The following is a 19,329-nucleotide window of genomic DNA, read 5'->3' as shown; positions in this document are numbered from 1 at the left end:
ACCGAGGGCTGCGACACCTTCGTCCACGCCGCCGGCATGCTGTCGCAGACCAGCCTGCCGATGTTCACCTTCGTCTGGCGCACGATCTTCCGCAACGTGATCAACCTTGGCCACCACCTGGTGATCGTCGTCGCGGTGCTGATCTATTACGGCTACTGGCGCACGGCCAACGCGCCGGCGGCGATGCTCGGCCTGGTCTTCCTGGTGCTCAATGCCGGCTGGATCAGCATGCTGATCGGTCTGGCCTCGGCGCGGTTCCGCGACATCCCGCAGATCGTCACCTCGGTGATGCAGTTCGCCATCTTTGTGACCCCGGTGTTCTGGCCGGTCAATCGCCTGCTCCACCATCAGTGGGTGCTGGACATCAATCCGTTCTACCACATGCTCGAGGCGGTCCGCGCGCCGCTGATGGGCGCGCAGGTCGCGCCGCACACCTATCTGTTCCTGGCCGGGATGGCGGCCGTGGGCTGGGCCGCGACCTTCGGCATCTTCGCCAACATCCGCCGCAGGATCGTGCACTACCTATGAAGGCGCCGCCGGTCTCGATCTCCTGCAAGGGTCTGACGCTCCGCTTCCCGGTCTATGGGGTGGACGCCAAGTCGCTGAAGAAATCCCTGGCCAAGATCACCGTCGGCGGGCGGCTGGGGTCGTCGCACGGAACCACCGAGGTCACGGCGATCTCCAACCTCAGCCTCGAGCTCAAGGCCGGCGACCGGCTGGGCCTGATCGGTCACAACGGCTCGGGCAAGACCACGCTGCTGCGCGCGCTCTCCGGCGCCTATGAGCCCGACGAGGGCGAGATCGAGGTGCGCGGGCGGATCGCCCCGCTGCTGGATCTCAACCTCGGCATCGATCCCTCGGCCAGCGGCTATGAGAACATCCGCCTGCGCGGCCGGATCGCCGGGTTGTCGGCCCGCGAAGTCGATGCGCGGATGGACGAGATCGCCGCGTTCACCGGCCTGGGGCCCTTCCTGGCGGTGCCGGTGAAGACCTATTCGGCGGGGATGCAGGCCAGGCTGGCCTTCGCCGCGGCCACCAGCGTCGAGGCCGACGTGTTGTTGATGGACGAATGGATCGCGGTCGGCGACGCGGAATTCCAGCAGCTGGCGCACAAACGCCTGCTGAAACTGGTCGAGCGGGCCGGCATCCTGGTGCTGGCCTCCCACGACCTCGATCTGCTTCGCCTCTACTGCAACAAGGTCATGCGGATGGAAGGCGGCGTCGCCTCGCCGGTCACCGATATCAAGAAGCTCGACGCGCTGATGAGCGGTTAGTCGGGGTTGAGCGGCGACGGCGGCGTCTGGTAAGGGGGCTGATGAACCTGCGCGCCGCCCAGGGCCTGTGGCGCCGGGCGCCGGAACCGCTTCGACGCCTGACGGCGCCGCTGATCCGCGGCGGGATCGAAGCCTACGTCAGGGCCGCGCGTCGCAGGTCCAGCCCCTCGGACTCCAGCCAGCCGGTGCGGGTAGTCGGCTATTTCTCGCAGCCGCACGGCATCGGCGCCTCCGCCCGACTGGCCGTGCGCGCCTTCGAGGCGTCCGGGATCGATGTCCGCACGGTCGACGTCAGCGGCGACGCGCAAGGCCTGAACCTCAACGTGCGGCTGGACCAGCCGACCTCGGCGGCCGCCTGGATCTTCTACATGAACCCGCCGGAGATGATTGCGGCGCTGGGCCAGCTGGGTCCGCGCCGCCTGCTCGGACCGCGCTATGCCTGCTGGGCCTGGGAACTGCCCCGCGCGCCGGCGCCGTGGCTCCGGGACGCGGGCCTGATCGACGAGGTCTGGGCGCCCAGCCGCTACACCGCCCAGGCCCTGGCCGGCGCCCGCTCACCGGTCCGCGTCGTGCCGCATCCGTTTTTCCTGGAGGACTATGCCGGGGTCCGACCGGGTCCGCGCACCGCTGCGTTCCAGGCCGTCAGCCTTTTCGACTTCAACTCCTCGGCCGCCCGCAAGAACCCGGACGGAACCATCGCGGCTTTCGTCCGCGCCTTCGGCGACGATCCGAACGTGGAACTGACGCTGAAGACCCAGAACGGCGCGCGTTTCCCTCGGCAGCTGGCGGCGCTCCGCGCGGCCGCCTCGCCCCGCGTCCGCATCGTCGATGAGGTCTGGCCCTATGCCAGGATCAAGCAACTGATCGCCGGCGCCGATGTGCTGATCTCGCTGCACCGCGCCGAGGGCTTCGGGCTGACCCCGGCCGAAGCCATGGCCCTGGGCGTGCCGGTGCTGGCCACCGCCTATTCCGGCAACCTCGACTTCATGGACGAGGCCAGCGCCCTGCTGGTTCCCTCGCGGCAGATCCCGGTGGTCGATCCGCAGCACATCTATCGCGGTCAGACCTGGGGGGACCCGGACCTCGAGGCCGCGGCCGAGGGTTTGCGGCGTCTGCGGGACGACGCCGCCCTTCGCGCCCGCCTGGGCGAGGCGGGCCGGCGGCGGGTGGCCGAGCTGTTGTCGCCGCAAGCCTGGCTCGACGCCCTGCCCGAGGCGCTGAGCATCGCCCCTGGCCGCGCGCCTTAGGCTTCGACGGCCTCCGGGGTCCACCGGCGCAGCCCGGCCACGCCACGGTAGAGCTGGCCATAGAGAAGGGCTTCCTCCTCGATGCGGAACGGCAGGGGGACGGTGGCCTTCCAGCTCTCGACGAGGCCGGGGTTGCTGGCGATCTCGGCGATGGCTGCGGTCCAGGCGTCTTCATCGCCGGCGGGGATGACGCGGCCGCAGCTCAAGCCCGCGACCACTGTCGCCGGATTTCCAAGGTCCGACACCAGCGCCGGCAGGCCCGCGGCGAAGCCTTCGTGGAGCGCCAGCGAGAAGGCTTCCGGCACCTGGCTCGGCACGCAGAGCAGGTCGCAGTCGGCGATCAGCGCCGGGATCGCCGCCGCCTCGACTGCGCCTTCCAGGCGGATGTCCGCGCTCTTGGCGTCCTCGGCCAGGCGGGCCGCGAAGGCCTCGTCGTAACAGGGTCCCACCACCCGCAGCCGCAGCCCGGCCGGCGCGGCGCGGGCGAACGCGCGCACCAAGACCCCCGCACCCTTGGCCTCCGAAACCGTCCCCACATAGAGCAGCGTCAGCGGGCGGTTCACAACGCGCGGCGCCGGCCGGCCAAAGCTCAGCAGATCGACGCCGTTGTTGACCACCAGCACCGGCAGGTCGGGGTGGGCGGCGCGCACCCGCTCAGCCACATAGTCCGACACCGCCACCACCGCCGAGGCGGACTTCAGGATCGCCCCCATCCGCGCGAACCGCACCGCATAGCTGGCGTGCGGCAGTTCCGGCGCCTGGCAGTGCAGGCGGCAGGCCTCCCCGCCCTGCGGCCCCCCACAGAGCGGGCCGTCGCGCCGGACCAGGCTGAACCGATGGCAGATCGCAAAGAAATCGGTCAGCGAGACGATGTAGGGAATGTGCCGGCGCGCCAGCGCCTCCACCGCCGCCAGCATGCGGAACGGGTGCATGACGTGGACCACATCGAAGGCCGGTCGCGCCGCCAGGAAGGCGGTGAACCGCTGCTCGATCTGTGGATCGGCGTCAAAGCCGAGCTGGACATACTGAGGCTCGGTCGGCGGTCCCAGCGCGCGCACCGGCACGCCCTCGATCATCGCTGTGAACGCCCCCTCCGCGGCCGGGCGCCAGCCCGGATGAGCGCCGACCGCGACGGTCGCCACCTCGGCGTGATGGCCGTCGGCCTGCGCCGCCCGGGCCAGGTTCAGGGTCACCCGCTCGGTGCCGCCGGAAAACTCCGGCATGAATTGATGGACCAGATAGAGGATGCGCATCAGATCCCCGCCAGCATCAGGGCGCGCAGATCCGCCAGCCGCTGCGCGTCAGCGGGCTCATCGGCCAGGGCATGGTTCAGATAGTAGAACGCCAGCTGCGCGCCGAGCGTCGCGGCCAGCGTCTTGCCGACCGCGTACTTCAGCTCGCCCACCAGATAGGCATCGGCCTCGCCGTAGACCCGCGCCACATGGTCGGCCAGGCCCTCGATCCGATCGACGCACATGGTGCGCACCTGATGGGCGTCGGCGGCGCCGGGGTGGCCTTCCCCGGCCACCGCCGAGGCAATCCAGAGGCCAAGCGCGGGCACCCCGAAATCCAGACCCTTGGCGGCCCCGAGGCCACGCAGCGGGATCCGGCGCAGCCGCAGGCACAGCTGGCGCAGGCTCTCGGCGGCGTTGGCCCCCGCCTGCGGCGACCAGGCCGCGATGACGGCTTGGAGCGCGACCGCCCCCGCCAGGGCGCCGCCGATCGAGCTGGCGGGCGGCAGGCTGAAATCGACGAAGGCGTCGGTCAGGAACAGCACGTCCACGAAGGTCCGCCTCAGGTGATAGGCGGCCGGCCGGTTGTGCGAATGGATCACCCGGACCGACGACAACATGGCGATGCGATGGCCGTCGCGGATCAGCCGCACGCCGAGAATCAGATCCTCGGCGTAGCGCCCTTCGTAGCGATAGGCCTGGAACATCGGGGCTGTGATCATGCAGGCCACGTCGCTGAGCTGACCCTGGGTCCGCAGGGCCTGGTGATCCTGGCCGGACAGGGCTCCGATCCGATCGGCGTCGCGGCAGCCCAGGAAGGCGTAGTGGGCTTCGATGCCGGCATTGTAGACGATCTCGCTGTCGCGCCTGGGGAACTCCGTGCAGGAGACCGCGGCCAGCCGGTCGCCGGCCGCCGTCTGGCGGGTCAGGGCCAAGGCCAGGCTGTAGAGCCAATGGTCGCCGGCCGGGTAGGCGTCCTGCACGGTGAACAGCAACAGGTCGCCCTTGGCGTTGTCGGCCCCCAGGTTGCGCGCATGGCTGTGCGAGAATTCGCTGTTCGGAATGCGCACAACCGTGCAGCCGAAACGCTCGGCCAGCTCCGCCGTGCCGTCGGTGGATCCGGAATCCACCACGACGATCTCGACGCCGCCCAGACCCTTCTGCGCCTTCAGCTTGCGCAACAGCCAGTTGAACTCCTCGCCCGCGTTGAAGGTCGGGATCACCACCGAAACGGTCTCCAGGAGGAGTTCCGGCGCGGCCCCGGTGAGCTCGGGCAGGTGGGCGATGGCGCCTGGCAGCGGGAATGCCAGCGATTCCAGGCGGATCGGGTCGGCCTGCGGCGTCGGCGGCGGCCCCGGCGACTTGGCGCCTCCAGGGCCTGCGGGTCTGCGCCGCTCGAAGATCAGACCCAGGTGGTGGCCGATGTCGCCGAAGGTGGTCTGGCGCTTGGCGACCCGGATCAGCAGACGCAGCGGCCGGGTGACCCGCCACGACGTCGACCGCGCGATGGCTTCCAGGCGGGTCGTCTGCGCGTGCCGGACCTTCTTCAGCAGCGCGACTTCCTGCTCCAGCGCCTGGATGCGGTCGCGCGTGGCTTCCAGTTCCAGGATCAGGGCGTCCTCATGAGCCGCGGGGGCCCGGGGGCGCGCGATCTGCGGGCGCGTGGTCCGCGGACCGGCTGTCCTGTCAGCCATCGGCTTGTTCGGGTCCACGCGGCGCATGGGGGCGCTTAACAGACGCGCCGCCGCGCGGAAAGACGGGTCGCGTCCCGCCGCCTTTCAGGGATCGTTCTCCTCGGGCGGGCGGACCTTCTGGAAGCGCCAGAGCAGCAACAGGTCGTAGGCGATCTTCAGTGACCCCCCGATCACCAGCGGCCAGGCGAAGGGGCTGGCGGTGAAGATCAGGCCGGCCAGCGCCGGGCTCAGCGCCGAGGCCAGGCTGCGCGGCACATTGGTCACCCCGGCCGCCGCCGCCCGCTCGGCCGGGGTGACGATGGCCATGACGTAGGAGGTCCTGGCCGGGACATCCATCTGCGACAGCAGAGCGCGCAGGAATAGCAATGAAAAGGCGATCGGCAGGTTCGGCGCGAAAGCCGCGGCGATGACGCAGAGGTTGGCCGGGATGTGCGTGACGACCATGGTGTTGACCAGGCCGACGCGGCGGGCGAGCCAGGGCGCGGCCAGCTGCGACAGGGCCGAAAGCACCCCGGTCCAGAAGAAGAAGGCGCCCGCCGCCGTCAGCGACAGGCCGAAGCGATGGAACAGCCACAACGCAAACAGCGACTGCACCAGGAAGCCGCCGGCGAAGGAGTCCAGGCTGAACAGCGCCGCCAGGCCCAGCACCCGCTTGCGGGACGGGCCCAGCGCCGTGCGCGGCGCCTCGCTCTCCACCGGCTGGTCGGGCAGGCGCCGGTAGAGCAGGAACGCCGCGACGCCCAGCAGGCCATAGAGACCGAACGCGCCCTCGATCAGCGTCCGCCGGGAGAACCCAGCCGCCTGCATCGGGTCCAGCAGTCCGACGCTCAGCGCGCCCAACGCGGCCATCAGCGAGCCCGAGAGCGCATAGCGGGCGAACAGGTCGGTGCGCCGCGACGGCGGCCCAGCGTGCGCCAGCAGAGACTGTTCCAGCGGCAGGAAGGGGCTGACGTCGCCGCCCGACGGATTGAGCGTGCCGGCAAACCCCACCAGAACCAGCGGCCAGAAGGCGTGCGCCTGCGAGAAGGCGACCCCGGTCGCGGCCATCAGGACGCAGGCGACGAACAGCAGACGCCTGGCCGGATAGCGGTGTCCCGCCAGCCCCACCGCCAGCGTCAGCCCCGCCGAGCCCAGCAGGGTCGCCGTGGTCAGCAGTCCGACCTGGAACAGGTTGAACCCCAGGCCGGTCAGGTAGACCGGCAGCAGCAGCGCGGTGAACCCGTCGCCGAAGCCGCGCACGCCGCGGGCGGCAATCAGGGTCGCGGCCGGCGTCAAGGTCGCACCGTGGTGGTGTCGGTGTCGGGCCGGCCTTCCCGCACGGTCTTGTTGCGGTAGATCACCGCGCCGATCAGGTTCGGTCGCTGGTGGATCGCCGCCAGGAACTCCGGCCACAGCTCCGATGGGATCCACAGGCAGGGCGCCCGCGGATCCTCGTCAATCGCCACATCGGCCAGGTCGCGAGCGTCCATGCCCCAGAGGATAGCGCGGCGCACGCCAACCCGTCGATCAGCCCAGGACGCGGGGGTTGGCGCGGGGGCTCCCCGTTTGACGACGACGAGGTTAGATAGCGCGCGCCTCGGATAGTCCGGGCGGCAATAGATCCGCGCCGTGACCCGGCGCGACGCGGGACCCATGCTCAGCGACACCGCCGAAGACAGATTCGAGCAGGCCGCGGCGCTGCAGACGGCGGGGCGTTTCGCCGAGGCCATCGCGATCTATGAACGGCTCGCCACCGAGGTTCTGACGGTCAATATCGCCATCAACCTGGGCGTCTGCCATGCGTCGGTGGGCGCCTGGGCGCGGGCTGAACACTATCTGGCGCTGGCGTCGCGCCACCGGCCGGCGGACGGCATGATCCGCCGGCGATTGGGAAACGTCCACGCCGAGGCCGGCCGCACGGACCTGGCCGAGCGCGAGTACCGCGCCATCCTGGCGGCCCAGCCGGAAGACGGCGAGGCCCAGTTGGCATTGGGGGGCTTGTGCCTGTCGCTGGGCCGCTACCCGGAGGGCTGGCCCCTGCTCGGCGCCCGCGCGGCCCTTCATCCGGACGTGGCGCCAGCATTGAACCTGCCCTACCCGGAATGGCGCGGCGAGCCCCTCGACGGCAAGTCCCTGCTGGTCTGGGTTGAGCAGGGGTTCGGTGACCAGATCCAGATGAGCCGTTTCGTCAACACCCTGAAGGCCAAAGGTGCGGCGCGGGTGACCCTGGGCTGCCGACCGGTGCTGGCCCACCTGTTCTCCACCCTGGCGGGGGTCGATGGGATCGTGCCCGTCGCCGTCAGGGCCAGCGCCAGTGTTGGTCCGCACGACTACTGGAGCCGCTACTTCTCGCTGCCAGAACACCTCGGGATCACGCTCGCAACCCTGTCCGGCGAACCCTATCTGTCGGCCCCCGCCGACCGCCGCGACCGCTGGGCGGACGGGCCGAGCCGGATGGGCGGTGTCGGCCTCGTCTGGCAGGCCAGCCCCACCGGATTCAATGCGGTCAATAAGGGCCTGCCGAGCGCGGTCGCCCAGCGCCTGCTGGATCGCGGCGCGATCAGCCTGCAGCCGGAACACACCGGCGCGGCGGACTTCGCCGACACCGCGGCGATCATCGCGCGGCTGGACCTGGTGATCTCCATCGACACCGCGGTGGCGCATCTGGCCGGGGCCATGGGCAAGCCCTGCTGGACGCTGTTGCCCTTTATCCAGTGCGACTGGCGTTGGTTGCGCGACCGTGGCGATTCGCCCTGGTATCCGAGCATGAGGCTCTATCGGCAGGCCCGGCCCCAGGACTGGTCACCGACCATCGACCAGGTGCTGCGCGACCTATGAGGCCGCCGCCCGAGCCCGGCCGCGGGCCAGCACGCCATCGACCAGCGCGTCGATGTCGCAGACCTGGGTGCGGTGGTTGACGATGGCGGCGCGGATGGCGGTCACCCCGGCGATCGTCGTGGTGGAGGGCGCGACCCGCCCGGCCTCCTGCAGGTCCGCGGCGATAGCGGCGTTGTCGCCGCCGCGGTAGCCGAAACAGACGATGTTCAGCGCCACCGGAGCCATCAGCTCCAGCTCCGGTTCGGCCGCGACGCGCTCGGCAAGACCCCTGGCAAGGTCGCAGGCGCCGTCGATCACCGCGCCCAGCCGCTCCAGGCCGTAGGTCTTCAGGGTGAACCAGACTTTCAGCGCCCTGAATCCGCGCGACAGATCCGGCCCGTAGTCGCAGGGCCAGAACTCGCCGCCGGCCAGCCCGCGCTCGGCGTGCCGCAGATAGGGCGCGTCGCCATGCGAGAAGGTGCGCTTGTGGGCGGCGGCGTCGCGCACCAGCAGGAAGCCGGCATCGTAGGGAACCTGTCCCAATTTGTGGAAGTCGAGCGCCAGGCTGTCGGCGCGCCGGATGCCGGAAAGCCTGGGGGCCACGCGCGGACTGAGCACCCCCAGCGCGCCCAGCGCGCCGTCCACATGGAAGGTCATCGCTTCGCGGGCGGCGATGTCGGCCAGGCCGTCGAGGTCGTCGATCGCGCCCACATCGACGCTGCCGGCGGTGCCCACCACCAGGAACGGCGTCAATCCGATCGCCCGGTCGGCGGCGATCGCCCGCTCCAGGGCTGGAAGGCTGATCCGATGGTCGGCGTCGGTCTCGATCAGTCGCAGCCGGCCGGAGCCGAGGCCGGTCATATCCATGGCCCGCACCACGCAGCCGTGCACGGCCCGTGAGGCATAGGCGACGATGCCGGTGTCACCGACCCCGGTCTGGCGGACCTGCGCGCCCAGCGCGCGGTCGCGTGCGATCATCACCGCGCAGAGGTTGGCCAGGGACGTGCCGGTCAGGAACACCCCGCTGGCGTCGGCCGGGAACCCGAACAGCTCAGCCATCCAGGCGGTGATCTTGCGCTCGACCTCAATGGGCATGTGGTCGCGGCCGCCCAGATTGGCGTTCAGACCCGCCGCCAGCATATCGGCCAGCATGCCCACCGGGGCGCCGCCGCCCTGCACCCAGCCCATGAACCCCGGATGCAGGTTGCCGCTGGCGAAAGGCGCGATGTCGGCCATGAACTGGTCATGGACATCGCTGAGGTCGCAGGGCGCCCAGGGCAGATCCGCGCGGAATCGCCGCCGCGTCGCGCCTGGGGGCGCCTGCCACAGGGGCCGGCTTCGCAGACCCTCCAGATGGTCGAACATGTCGTCGAGCATCCGATGACCCTGCGCGCGCAGGTTCGCCCAGTGGCTCGGGTCCAGGCTGCCTCGGCTGTCCGGTTGGCGCATTGAAGCTCCCTGGCCGCCGGCTGAATCGCTTGCGCCGGCCGATTGAGCATCTCCATAAGGGATCACGGCCGCAACGCCGAGAGCCCCGGAGAGCCCGCTTGCCGCTCAGCGACGACATTCTCGACCTGATCGAGCACGAGACGACCGAGGCGCAGACGCTGCTGCGCACGCTGGCCGCGGCCCTGCCCAGGTCGGTGGAGGCGCATCTGCTGCTGGCGACCTCCCACCTGCGCCGGCTGGAGTTCAGCCAGGCAATGACCGTGTTCCAGGAAACCCTGAAGCTGGACCCGGGCAACGACAAAGCCCTGCGCAACATCGCCTTCTGCCTGCTCTCGATGGGGGACCGGGAAGGCGCCCTGGCGGCGTTCCACCGGGCCTTCGCCGCGGCGTCGGGCGCCAGTCCGTTGCGCTATATCGCCTTGCTTTCGCACCGGCTGGGCCGGGTGGACGAGGCCATCCAGGCCTATGAACGGCTGCTGGCCAACGGCCAGTCCAGCAGTCCGGAGATCCCCTTCGCCCAGCAGGGTCTGGCTGCGGCCCTGCGCGACGCTGGCCGGCCGATCGATGCCGACCATCAGGTCCGCAACCTGATGGAGCGGTTCCGGCGCGAACCTCTGACCATCGCCTCAGGCCTCGTAGCGCGCAACAACTCCGAGGACTTCCATGAGTGGTCGCACTATGCCGACAAGTCCCGGCTGGCCGCCGCGCTGACCGCCCGGCAGGCCGTCGATTCGGCGGGTCGCTTTCCGGAAAGTTTCGTGCTGCCGCGGGACCGTCTGGCCCTGGTCGCCTTCGCCGCGGGCCCGTCCGCGCCGCCGCTCTACATCGTCAAGCCTGTCCGCAGCAGCGGCGGTCAGGGGATCGAGGTCGCCGCCGATCTGGCCGACACCCTCGACCGCGACGACGTGGTGGTGCAGCGCTACCTCGACCGGCCCTATCTTGTGGAAGGCTGCAAGGGCCATTGCCGGATCTACGGCCTGATCACCTCGGCCGACCCCTTGCGCGCCTATGTCTATTCCGAAGGCATCGTGCGCATTGCCCCGGAGCCCTACGCTCCGACCGCCGACCGGCCAGGCGGGGTGGCGATGCACATCACCAACACCGCGCTCCATCTCGACCACCCGGGCCTGACCATCAGTCAGGATCCGACGCAGGACGATGTGGGCTCGGTCCGTAGCCTCACGGCCCTGCTGCGCCGGATGACCGCCGACGGCCTCGACGGCGAGGCGGCGTTCGGCGAGATCAAGGCGCTGATGGAATGGTTTGTACGCCTCCTGGCCGCGGACGGACTGTTTGCTCGCCAGGCGGCTGGCTCGCCGCCCCGGGCCTATCCGCACAAGCTGTTCGGCCTCGACGTGCTGATCGATTCCGACGGCCACCCCTGGCTGATCGAGATGCAGCGGACGCCGGCCGCCCGGGGTCAGCCGCTGGTCGAGCGGATCAATGGCGAGATGTACGCCACCCTGTTCCGCATGGCCCAGGCGCCGCTGATCGACGATTCCACCTCGGCCGACCTGGCGCAACGTCTGCGCGCCGATGACGCCACCCGCCGCACCTGCGAGGCCGAGATCGAGATGGCCCAGCGCGGCAGGTTCGTCCCGCTGGATCTTCAGGACCCGTTGGCCGGACCCAGGTAGTCGACGAGGGTTTCGCCACCGGCGCCGACGATCCGGGCTTCCACGTCGAACACCCGCCGCAGCAGCTCTGGCGAGAGGGTTTCCGCGGTCGGGCCGAAGGCCGCGAGCCGCCCCGCCGTCAGCGCCATCAGATGGCTGGCGTGGCGCGCGGCCAGCGTCAGGTCGTGGACCGCGGCGATCACCAGCTTGCCCCGTGCCGCCAGGCCCTGGAGGCGTCCCATGGTGTCGAGCGCGTGGCGCGGGTCGAGCCCGGCTGTCGGCTCGTCGGCGATCACAACCTGCGGGTCGCCGATCAGGGCGCGCGCCAGCATCGCGCGGGCCAGTTCGCCGCCGGACAGCGTTGTGGCCGGCTGCAGGCGATGATCGGTCAGGTCGCAGGCCGCGATGGCCTGGGTCAGCCTGGGCTCCAACCCCTCCGGCAGTCCGCCGAACGCCGGCAGGTGCGGGGTGAGGCCCAACGCGACAACCCGCTCCACGCTGATCGGCCATTCGGCGCGCGGGTTTTGCGGCAGGTAGGCGCGCCGCCGCGCCAGGTCGCGTCGGGCGACGGCGGCCAGCGGCGTCCCGTCGATCCGCACCTCGCCGGAATCGGGCGTCAACAGACCGGCCAGCACCGAGAGCAGGGTCGATTTCCCGGATCCGTTGGCGCCCACCAGCGCGACGAACATTCCGTCCTCGAGTCCGAACGACACCGCCTCCAGGATCGCCCGTCCCGCCCGCCTGACCCCTAGGCCATGGGCCGAAAGCTGGCTCACGGCGCCACCTTGCGCAGGCGCATGACCAGCCAGAAGAACACCGGCGCGCCGATCAGGCTGGTGATCACCCCCAACCGCAGCTCGGTGTTGGTGTGGATCAGCCGCGTGCCGACATCGGCGATCAGCAACAGGGTCGCGCCGAGCAGGGCCGAGGGCAGCAGGGTGCGGCTGGGCTGGTGACCGACGAAGGGCCGGACTAGATGCGGCGCAACCAGGCCAATGAAGCCGATCGAGCCGGTCACCGAGGTCGCCGCCCCCACCGCCAGGCCAACCCCCAAAACCGCCAGTAGCCGGGATCTGTCGAGGTCCACGCCGAGGCTCAGGGCCTGGGTCTCACCCAAGGCCAGCGCATCCACCGCCCTCCCCAGGGTCGAGAGAAGACCCAGGCCGACGAGAATGAACGGCGCGGCCAGGGCGATATGATCCCAGCTCTTGTCCGAGAGAGACCCCAGCATCCACAGGCTCGCCTCATAGGCCGCATAGGGGCTGGGGGCGAAGTTGAGCGCCAGGGCCAGAAACGCGCCCATCAGGCCGGAGACCGCCGCGCCCGCCAGGATCAGGGTCAATGTCCCGCCACGGCCGAAGGCGAAGGTCAGCGCGCCGGCCGCCATGGCGCCGGCCAGGCCCAGCAGCGGGGTGGCCAGAGGAAACACCGCGGCCAGGCCGAAATAGATCGAGATCACCGCGCCCAGCGCCGCCCCGCTGGACACGCCCAGCAGGCCGGGTTCGGCGAGCGGGTTGCGCAGCAGGCCCTGCAGCACCGCGCCTGACAGCCCCAGCGAGGCGCCCACCAGGATCGCCAGGATCGCCCGGGGAAGGCGCAGCTCGGTCAACACCAGCCCCGCCAGGCTGAGATCGGGCGCGAAGAGGCCGTCGATCAGGTCTGACGGGCTGACGTTCACCCGCCCGACGAACAACGACCCCGCCGCCGCCAGCAGCAGGGTCAGGGCCGCAAGGCCGGGCAGGACGAAGGCCGGAAGGGGGCGGGCGGGCTTCACGGCGTCAGGCTCCGCGTTGGCAGGCGGTCCAGGGCGGCGCGCAGGTCGCGCGCGGCGTCAGCCGATTGCGGCAGCCCGCAGGTTGCGGCGACATCGTTGTAGGCGATGCTGCGCCGGGCGTAGAGCCGCCGAACGAGCCGGTGCTGGCTTTGAGCATTGTGCAGCGATGGAGGCCCGGACCGCTCGGCGCCATAAAGCAGCGCGTCCGGGCGGGCGGCGATCAGGGCCTCGACGTCGAAGGCCGAGCCGGCGCCGCCTGGCCGGGCGGCGAGGTTGTCGGCCCCGGCCTTGGCGATGATGTCGTCGATCAGCGAGCCCGCGCCCGGCACGAAGGCGCCGCCGCTCCAGGCGATCACCCGGGGTCGGCGCTGCGCGGGCCGCGCCGCCAGCGCCGCCAAAGTGAGGTCGAACCGCGCGACCAGGGACGCGGCGCGGGGCCGCTCGGCGATGTCGTCGCCCAGCCGCAGGATGATTGCGCGCGCCTCGGCGAGCGAGTTGGCGCTCTTGACCTCGACCACGCGCGCGCCGACACGGCGGGCCAGCGCGCGGGTCATCGGGGTGGAGGTGTCGCCCACCAGTATCAGGTCGGGCTTCAGGTTGACGATGTCCTCCGCCGCGCCATGGTTGATCGCGATGCCCGCGTCGCGGCCGGGAAACAGCGTCTGCGCGCCCTCATGAGCCAGGTGGCTGACCGAGACGATCCGGGCCCGCGGCGCCAGCTGCAGCAACAGCAGGTCCGCGCACAGGTTCATCGACAGGATGCGGTGCGGGGCCCTGGCCAGGGCGGGAGCCGCCAAGGCCGCGGCGACGACGCCGATCACCAGGCTGCGAACGGCGCGCCGCACGGTCAGAAGCGCGCCCGGACGCCGGCGTAGGCGGCCCGCCCCGGCGTGTTGAACCCATAGACCTCCTGGTATCGCTGGGCGGCGAGGTTCTCGACCCGGCCGAACAGCTCCAGCCGGTCGCTCAGCTTCCAGACGCCGGCCAGGTTGACCAGGGTGAAGGCCCTCAACGTTACCGTCCGGGCTGGGAAGGCCGAGAAATCGCTGTCGGTCATCTCGCCGTTGTAGCGCAAGGTCAGGGTGGCGCTGCCCCGGTCATCCGGCGCACGCCAGGTCAGGTTAACGCTGGCGATAGAGGGCGGCCGGCGGATTTCCTGGACGTGGTTTTGGCGCGCGTCCAGCCAGGTGTAGGCGCCGGCGAGGCTGAATGCGTCGGTCAGCTGGGCTTCGGCGGACAGCTCCACCCCCTTCTGCGTCGAGTTGGTGGCGCGGTTGCCGCTGGTGCTGCAGCTGGACGGCGCGGGCAACCCAGGCCGCGCGCAGAGGCTGAGCGGGGCGTTGAAGATCCCGAAGATCTCGTCCTTCAGGGTGGCGTTGAAATAGGTGGCGCCCAGGCGGACCCGGCCCGCGTCCAGGATCAGGTCGGCGCCCGTCTCCCAGCCCTGCGACCGTTCGGGCTTCAGGTCGGGGTTGCCGACGAACGGGAAGGCGGTGGCGTTGTAGCCGAACAGCTCGGTCTGGCTGGGGTTCTTGATCCCCGACCCGGCTGCGGCCCGCAGGCGCACCGCCTGGCTCACCTTCCAGAAGCCCTGGATGCGATAGGTGACAGCGTTGGCGAACAGGTCGTTGCGGTCATATCGAACCGCGGCGCCGACGCCGGCGACCTCCCCGACGATCAGGTCGTACTGGGCGACCAGGCCGTCGTTGCTGACCGAGCGTCGGGTGGTGTCGGCGTTGAACGGGCCGGGCGGATTGGTGTTCTGATAGGTCTCGCGCTCATGGTCGTAGGCCCCGGTAAACTTGTGGGCCACCGCGCCGTCGTCGATACGGAACGTGGTGGCGTAGGACGCCTTCAGCCGCGCGCCCCTGTCGCCGCCGGTGCGCGCGAAGCTGGCCTGGTTGTCGCGGCGGGCGTCGACCCCCTGCACCGAGAGGCTGTGGGTCCAGCGGCCGTCCATCAGCTGATAGTCGGCGCCGGCGAAGCCATAGACGCTGGTGGCCTTTGTGGAGCTGCCGGGCGAGTCGGTGGCGAAGCCGGGCGGGCTGAACGACTGGCCGTTGCTGTCGGCGTCGGTCGAGGTCCAGCGGACCACAGCGCGCAGGCGCAGCCTGGGGCTGACGTCGTAACCCAGCTTGGCCGCCAGCGATCCCAGCCGCGAGCCGATGTCGCGCGCACCGCCCGGGGCGACCTTGTAGCCGTCGGTCGCCTGATAGCCGCCGCTGACCGCGTAATCGAAGCCGTTGGCGTAGCCCGCCGCCCGCGCGGCGCCGCCATAGGTTCCCATCGACCCGCCCTCCGCGCGCAGGCGCAGGCCCGGCGCCTCGCGTCCCGTCGGCGTGATGTAGTTGATCACCCCGCCGATGGCGTCGGAGCCGTAGATCGCGCTCTGCGGGCCGCGCATCACCTCCACGCGGGCCACGTCGTCGGCCAGCAGGGTGGCGTAGTCGAACTCGCCGAAGAACGGGTCGGAGGCCTTGATCCCGTCGATCAGGGTCAGGACGTGGTTGCTCTCGGCGCCGCGCACGCGGACCTGAGTGAAGCCGCCGACCCCGCCGGTGCGGCTGACCGAGATCCCCGGCACGTCGCGCAGCACGTCGGAGACGATGCGGATCTGCCGGTCCTCGAGATCCTGGGCGGTGACGACGGTGACCGACGCGCCGAGCTTGTCGGCCGCCACGCCGTCGGGGCTGCGGGTTCCGGTGACCAGAAGGTCCTCGACCGTGGCGCCGGAAGCCTTGCCCGATGGGGCGTCGGCGGCAATGGCCGCGCCGGGGCGGGTCCAGGCGGTTGCAATGACCAGCGCCGTGAGGCTGGCTCTGACGAGATATCTGGGCATGAGCCCTCCGTTGCCGCGTCCGTGAGCGACAGGGCGGAGAGCCTCCCGGGCACCGGACGGGTCCGCGGGTCGACGGGCCGGCAGGCGTGGACGCGGGGAATGCGCCTGACCCGACCGGTCGAAACGGCTCTCCACCGTTTCTTCACGTCGCTCAGACGGAGGACCGCGCCCCGGATTCCACTGATCCGCAGGCTCGAGCGACACGCACCGACCGGTTTCCTGGCTCGCGGGTCACGGCGCATGGGCGGAGCCTTCCCAGGCGAGATCGCCCAGTGGCTGGCGGGGGGCCAAAGCCCGCCCGCCGATCGCCCATGCGCTCACCGCTTACAGTTGCAGGGACAGCCGCGGATCGGGCGAGGTCGAAGCCGCCCTACCGCGTTCCCGTTTAAGCCCGAAGGCTTCGGCGCGCATTTGGTCACCCGCCGCGAAGCGGGCGATCACGCCTGTAGGCCAGCCGCGCGGCAGCGGCAAGGCGGGACCTGCTCACGCCGGACGGCGAGCTTGGCGCGCGGGTCGCCTCTGAGCCCGGGTCGCGGCGCACGTCATCCTGGCGGTCGCCTTCCCGGCGACCCCTTGCAGCGCCCGCGTGGCGCGGTAAGCGTCATCGACGCCCAGAGCGACACGGTAGCCGCCCGAAAAAGCCTTGGGGGGACCCAGGCTTTTTCACTCCGGCGGGAGGTCCAACGAAAGATCGCACCGAGCTGGATTGAAGCGCGCGATCGGTTCGAGCTTCCAAAGACGGCGCCACTTTTTCAGCGCGCGTTCACGCAGAAGGCGGCCTCGCGGGTCTAGAAATGCGCCAAATCAACCAGCAACTCGACCCCATGTCGGGCGATGAATCGAGGAACTGAGGCTTGCTGGCGTGGATAGACCCGTCGGCTCAGGCTATCGGCCTGGCCGATGTAGGGCGTGCCGTTGCGCTGACTGGCCAGGATGTAGACGCTGCACACCTCAAGCCGCGCGGCGCTCAACGTTTACGCGCGCCATCAGACCTACCCCCAGATCCGGAAGTGCTTCGACAGTTTCAGGCCCTGGCGCTGGTAGTGGGAGCCCAGGTCGCCGTAGAGCCGGTCGGGGCGTTCGGTGAGCGGTTCGTAGACCAGTCTTGCGACCGTCTGGCCGTCCTCCAGGATGAACGGCGTCTCGTGGCTGCGCACCTCCAGCACCCCTCGCGAGCCCTTGCCGTGCGCCTCGTCGGTGCCGAAACCGGGGTCGAAGAAGCCGGCATAGTGGACCCGGAATTCGCCCACCGAGGGGTCGATGGGGGTCATCTCGGCGGCCTCCATCACTGGGATCTCCACGGCCTGTTTGGAGGCCAGAATGTAGAACTCGCCGGGATCGAGCAGCAGCTGGCCGTCCTTGGGGCGCAGCGGCTCCCAGAAATCGCGCGGGTCATGGCCGTCTTCGCGGTCGAGATCGACGACGCCGGCGTGGCGGCGGCCGCGGAAGCCGGCGATCTCGCCGGTCAGGTCGACGCCGACGCTCTCGGTGCGCAGCCGCGGCGGGTCGCCGGCCTTGAGGCGCAGCTGGTTGAGGCGCGTGCCGGTGCGCACCAGCACCGAGAAGGTCTGCGGCGCGATCTCCATATAGATCCGCCCCTCATAGCCGTCGTCCACGTCATCGAAGCGGGCGCCATGGTCGGACAGCAGGCGGACGAACACGTCCACCCGGCCGGTGGAGCTCTTCGGGTTGGCGCGCGCCGAGACGCCGCGCGGCAGCTTCAGGTGCTCCTGCAGCTCGGCGATGTAGACGCAGCCGCGCTCCAGCACGACGCCTGGGGTCAGGTCGACCTCGTGCATGGCCACAGTGGCGATGCGCTCGCGCACCGTATGGCGGCCGGGCAGGAAGGAGGCTCGCACCCGCCAGGCCCGCGCGCCGAGCCGCAGGTCGAGACTGGCCGGCTGGACCTGGTCGAATTCAAAGGCGGTGTCGGCGCCGATCGCACCCTGGGCGATCAGCGCGTCGATGGCTTGGCAGGGCAGGATGCCCGGGCGGGGAGTGTCGCTCATGGGCGGGCAAGCCTTAGCGGAGCCGCGCGCGGTTGCAAGCGATCTGGCGGGCTGTTGGCAAGCGCCGGCTTGACGGGCCGCGCGGGCTGCCGTTGATGCCGCCACGTTTGACGTTGGCAGGAGCCCGCCATGGCCGAAGATCCGCGCGACTGGGAGGTCGAGACCCGTCTGGTGCGCGGCGGCCTGACGCGCAGCCCGCACGGCGAGATCTCCGAGGCGCTCTACCTGACCCAAAGCTTTGCCTACGAGAGCGCCCAGGCCGCCGATGAGCGGTTCGCCGGGGGGCCGGGCTTCATCTACCAGCGGTTCGGCAACCCCACGACGCAGATGTTCGAGGACCGCCTGGCGCTGCTGGAAGGCGCGCAGATGTGCCGGGCGACCGCGTCGGGGATGAGCGCGGTGCACGTCTCGCTGATGGGCCTGTTGAAGGCTGGCGACCACCTGGTGGCGGGTCGCGCCCTGTTCGGCTCCTGTCGCTGGATCATTTCGGAATGGCTGCCCCGCTTCGGCGTCGAGGCGACCTATGTGGACGCCACCGACATCGACGCCTGGAAAAACGCCGTGCGGCCCAACACCCGCGCGTTCCTGGTGGAGAGCCCGGCCAATCCGCTGCTGGAGGTCACCGCCATCGGCGCGGTGGCCGAGATCGCCCATGCGGCGGGCGCCAAGCTGATCGTCGACAATGTGTTCGCCACCCCGATCTTCCAGAAGCCGCTGGCGCTGGGCGCCGACGTGGTCGTCTATTCCGCCACCAAGCATATCGACGGCCAGGGCCGGGTGCTGGGCGGCGCGATCCTGGGCGCCACCGAGCTGATGACCGAGAGCTACAAGGACCTGCTGCGCCACACCGGCCCGGCCATGTCGCCGTTCAACAGCTGGATCCTGGTCAAGGCGCTGGAGACGCTGGAACTGCGGGTGCGTCGTCAGACCGACAACGCGGGCCGGGTCGCCGACGTGATCGCCGCCCATGCCAAGACCCGCCAGACCATCTACTGCGGCCGGCCCGACCACCCGCAGGCGGCGATCATCGCCAACCAGATGACCGGCGGCGGCAACGTGATCGCCTTCGACCTAGGGAGCCGCGCGGCGGCCTGGCGGTTCCTCGACGCGCTGCAGATCGTCGACATCTCCAACAACCTGGGCGACGCCAAGTCGATGGCCACCCACCCCTGCACCACCACCCACCGCTCGATGCCCGAAGCCGAGCGCCTGGAGATCGGCCTGACCGAGGGCTGGGTGCGGATGAGCGTCGGCCTGGAAGGCGCGGGCGACCTCGGCCGCGACGTCAGCCGGGCGCTGGACGCGGCTTAGCCTTTATCGGGCGCCCTTCCGACTCAGGATGAGCCAACCTGAGTCGGAAGGGCGCTAGCCGACGGCGGCCGGAGAGAGTTTGCGAGGA

16 protein-coding genes and 1 riboswitch are annotated in these 19,329 nt (G+C 70.5%); of the genes, 6 read left to right on the top strand and 10 right to left on the bottom strand.

From position 1 onward, the window contains the following. From RMN86_RS09395 to RMN86_RS09385, 3 genes are all read left to right on the top strand, one after another. Positions 1–528: ABC transporter permease (locus tag RMN86_RS09395; protein ID WP_309605579.1), on the top strand; the 528-nt coding region annotated here is incomplete at its 5' end. After that, the gene (locus RMN86_RS09390; protein ID WP_309605578.1) at positions 525–1,274 is read left to right on the top strand and encodes an ABC transporter ATP-binding protein; all 750 of its coding nucleotides are present in this window, start codon (positions 525–527) and stop codon (positions 1,272–1,274) included. The genes RMN86_RS09395 and RMN86_RS09390, both read left to right, overlap by 4 nt. A 41-nt stretch (positions 1,275–1,315) precedes the next feature. Next, positions 1,316–2,521: a glycosyltransferase family 4 protein gene (locus RMN86_RS09385; protein WP_309605577.1), complete on the top strand. Its 1,206-nt coding sequence runs from the start codon at positions 1,316–1,318 to the stop codon at positions 2,519–2,521. Here the strand turns inward: RMN86_RS09385 and RMN86_RS09380 are convergent. The 4 genes from RMN86_RS09380 to RMN86_RS09365 form a co-directional block, all read right to left on the bottom strand. Beyond that, complete coding sequence (locus RMN86_RS09380; RefSeq protein WP_309605576.1) at positions 2,518–3,774, bottom strand: glycosyltransferase; 1,257 nt, start codon at positions 3,772–3,774, stop codon at positions 2,518–2,520. The genes RMN86_RS09385 and RMN86_RS09380 overlap by 4 nt on opposite strands. After that, positions 3,774–5,447 (bottom strand): glycosyltransferase family 2 protein, encoded by a 1,674-nt coding sequence (locus RMN86_RS09375; RefSeq protein WP_309605575.1) that lies wholly within the window; start codon positions 5,445–5,447, stop codon positions 3,774–3,776. The genes RMN86_RS09380 and RMN86_RS09375 overlap by 1 nt, the downstream gene beginning before the upstream one ends. 84 nt (positions 5,448–5,531) lie before the next feature. Then, complete coding sequence (locus RMN86_RS09370) at positions 5,532–6,722, bottom strand: MFS transporter (protein ID WP_309605574.1); 1,191 nt, start codon at positions 6,720–6,722, stop codon at positions 5,532–5,534. Further along, entirely contained in the window at positions 6,719–6,940 is a 222-nt protein-coding gene (locus RMN86_RS09365) for a hypothetical protein (protein ID WP_309605573.1), read from the bottom strand. Before RMN86_RS09365 ends, RMN86_RS09370 begins: the two co-directional genes overlap by 4 nt. A gap of 115 nt (positions 6,941–7,055) precedes the next feature. On the opposite strand from RMN86_RS09365, the gene RMN86_RS09360 reads away from it, so the two are divergent. Then, complete coding sequence (locus RMN86_RS09360) at positions 7,056–8,264, top strand: tetratricopeptide repeat protein (protein ID WP_309605572.1); 1,209 nt, start codon at positions 7,056–7,058, stop codon at positions 8,262–8,264. Here the strand turns inward: RMN86_RS09360 and RMN86_RS09355 are convergent. Then, entirely contained in the window at positions 8,259–9,692 is a 1,434-nt protein-coding gene (locus tag RMN86_RS09355) for a pyridoxal-dependent decarboxylase (RefSeq protein ID WP_309605571.1), read from the bottom strand. The two genes, RMN86_RS09360 and RMN86_RS09355, sit on opposite strands and share 6 nt — an antisense overlap. A gap of 98 nt (positions 9,693–9,790) precedes the next feature. On the opposite strand from RMN86_RS09355, the gene RMN86_RS09350 reads away from it, so the two are divergent. Next, complete coding sequence (locus RMN86_RS09350; protein WP_309605570.1) at positions 9,791–11,329, top strand: tetratricopeptide repeat protein; 1,539 nt, start codon at positions 9,791–9,793, stop codon at positions 11,327–11,329. Here RMN86_RS09350 and RMN86_RS09345 read toward each other — a convergent pair. The 5 genes from RMN86_RS09345 to RMN86_RS09325 all read right to left on the bottom strand — a co-directional run bounded on the left by RMN86_RS09345 (position 11,302) and on the right by RMN86_RS09325 (position 17,930). Continuing rightward, the gene (locus RMN86_RS09345; RefSeq protein WP_309605569.1) at positions 11,302–12,084 is read right to left on the bottom strand and encodes an ABC transporter ATP-binding protein; all 783 of its coding nucleotides are present in this window, start codon (positions 12,082–12,084) and stop codon (positions 11,302–11,304) included. The genes RMN86_RS09350 and RMN86_RS09345 overlap by 28 nt on opposite strands. Then, entirely contained in the window at positions 12,081–13,082 is a 1,002-nt protein-coding gene (locus RMN86_RS09340) for an iron ABC transporter permease (RefSeq protein WP_309605568.1), read from the bottom strand. The genes RMN86_RS09345 and RMN86_RS09340 overlap by 4 nt, the downstream gene beginning before the upstream one ends. Beyond that, entirely contained in the window at positions 13,079–13,927 is an 849-nt protein-coding gene (locus RMN86_RS09335) for an ABC transporter substrate-binding protein (RefSeq protein WP_309605567.1), read from the bottom strand. The genes RMN86_RS09340 and RMN86_RS09335 overlap by 4 nt, the downstream gene beginning before the upstream one ends. A gap of 2 nt (positions 13,928–13,929) precedes the next feature. Continuing rightward, positions 13,930–15,921 (bottom strand): TonB-dependent receptor domain-containing protein, encoded by a 1,992-nt coding sequence (locus tag RMN86_RS09330; protein ID WP_309605566.1) that lies wholly within the window; start codon positions 15,919–15,921, stop codon positions 13,930–13,932. Positions 15,922–16,112: 191 nt separating this feature from the next. Then, positions 16,113–16,341, bottom strand: a riboswitch (cobalamin riboswitch). Between the two features lie 572 nt (positions 16,342–16,913). After that, on the bottom strand, positions 16,914–17,930 hold the full coding sequence (locus RMN86_RS09325) for a 2'-deoxycytidine 5'-triphosphate deaminase (protein WP_309605565.1): 1,017 nt from the start codon (positions 17,928–17,930) through the stop codon (positions 16,914–16,916). A 129-nt stretch (positions 17,931–18,059) separates the two neighbouring features. Between RMN86_RS09325 and metZ the strand changes: the two genes are divergently transcribed. Beyond that, a complete protein-coding gene (metZ, locus tag RMN86_RS09320) occupies positions 18,060–19,241 on the top strand; it encodes an O-succinylhomoserine sulfhydrylase (protein WP_309605564.1) in 1,182 nt (393 codons plus the stop codon). Positions 19,242–19,329: the final 88 nt, after the last annotated feature.

It is taken from the genome of Phenylobacterium sp. (assembly GCF_031360265.1).
Lineage (GTDB): Bacteria > Pseudomonadota > Alphaproteobacteria > Caulobacterales > Caulobacteraceae > Phenylobacterium.
The sequence above is the reverse complement of the archived record's forward strand: the minus strand, read 5'-3'. Positions and strand labels throughout refer to the sequence as shown.

Bases quoted from the DNA above. Each gene is read 5' to 3' on its own strand.
- metZ (WP_309605564.1), top strand. From the start codon at position 18,060: ATGGCCGAAGATCCGCGCGACTGGGAGGTCGAGACCCGTCTGGTGCGC.
- RMN86_RS09355 (WP_309605571.1), bottom strand. From the start codon at position 9,692: ATGCGCCAACCGGACAGCCGAGGCAGCCTGGACCCGAGCCACTGGGCG.
- RMN86_RS09380 (WP_309605576.1), bottom strand. From the start codon at position 3,774: ATGCGCATCCTCTATCTGGTCCATCAATTCATGCCGGAGTTTTCCGGC.
- RMN86_RS09325 (WP_309605565.1), bottom strand. From the start codon at position 17,930: ATGAGCGACACTCCCCGCCCGGGCATCCTGCCCTGCCAAGCCATCGAC.
- RMN86_RS09375 (WP_309605575.1), bottom strand. From the start codon at position 5,447: ATGGCTGACAGGACAGCCGGTCCGCGGACCACGCGCCCGCAGATCGCG.
- RMN86_RS09330 (WP_309605566.1), bottom strand. From the start codon at position 15,921: ATGCCCAGATATCTCGTCAGAGCCAGCCTCACGGCGCTGGTCATTGCA.
- RMN86_RS09390 (WP_309605578.1), top strand. From the start codon at position 525: ATGAAGGCGCCGCCGGTCTCGATCTCCTGCAAGGGTCTGACGCTCCGC.
- RMN86_RS09385 (WP_309605577.1), top strand. From the start codon at position 1,316: ATGAACCTGCGCGCCGCCCAGGGCCTGTGGCGCCGGGCGCCGGAACCG.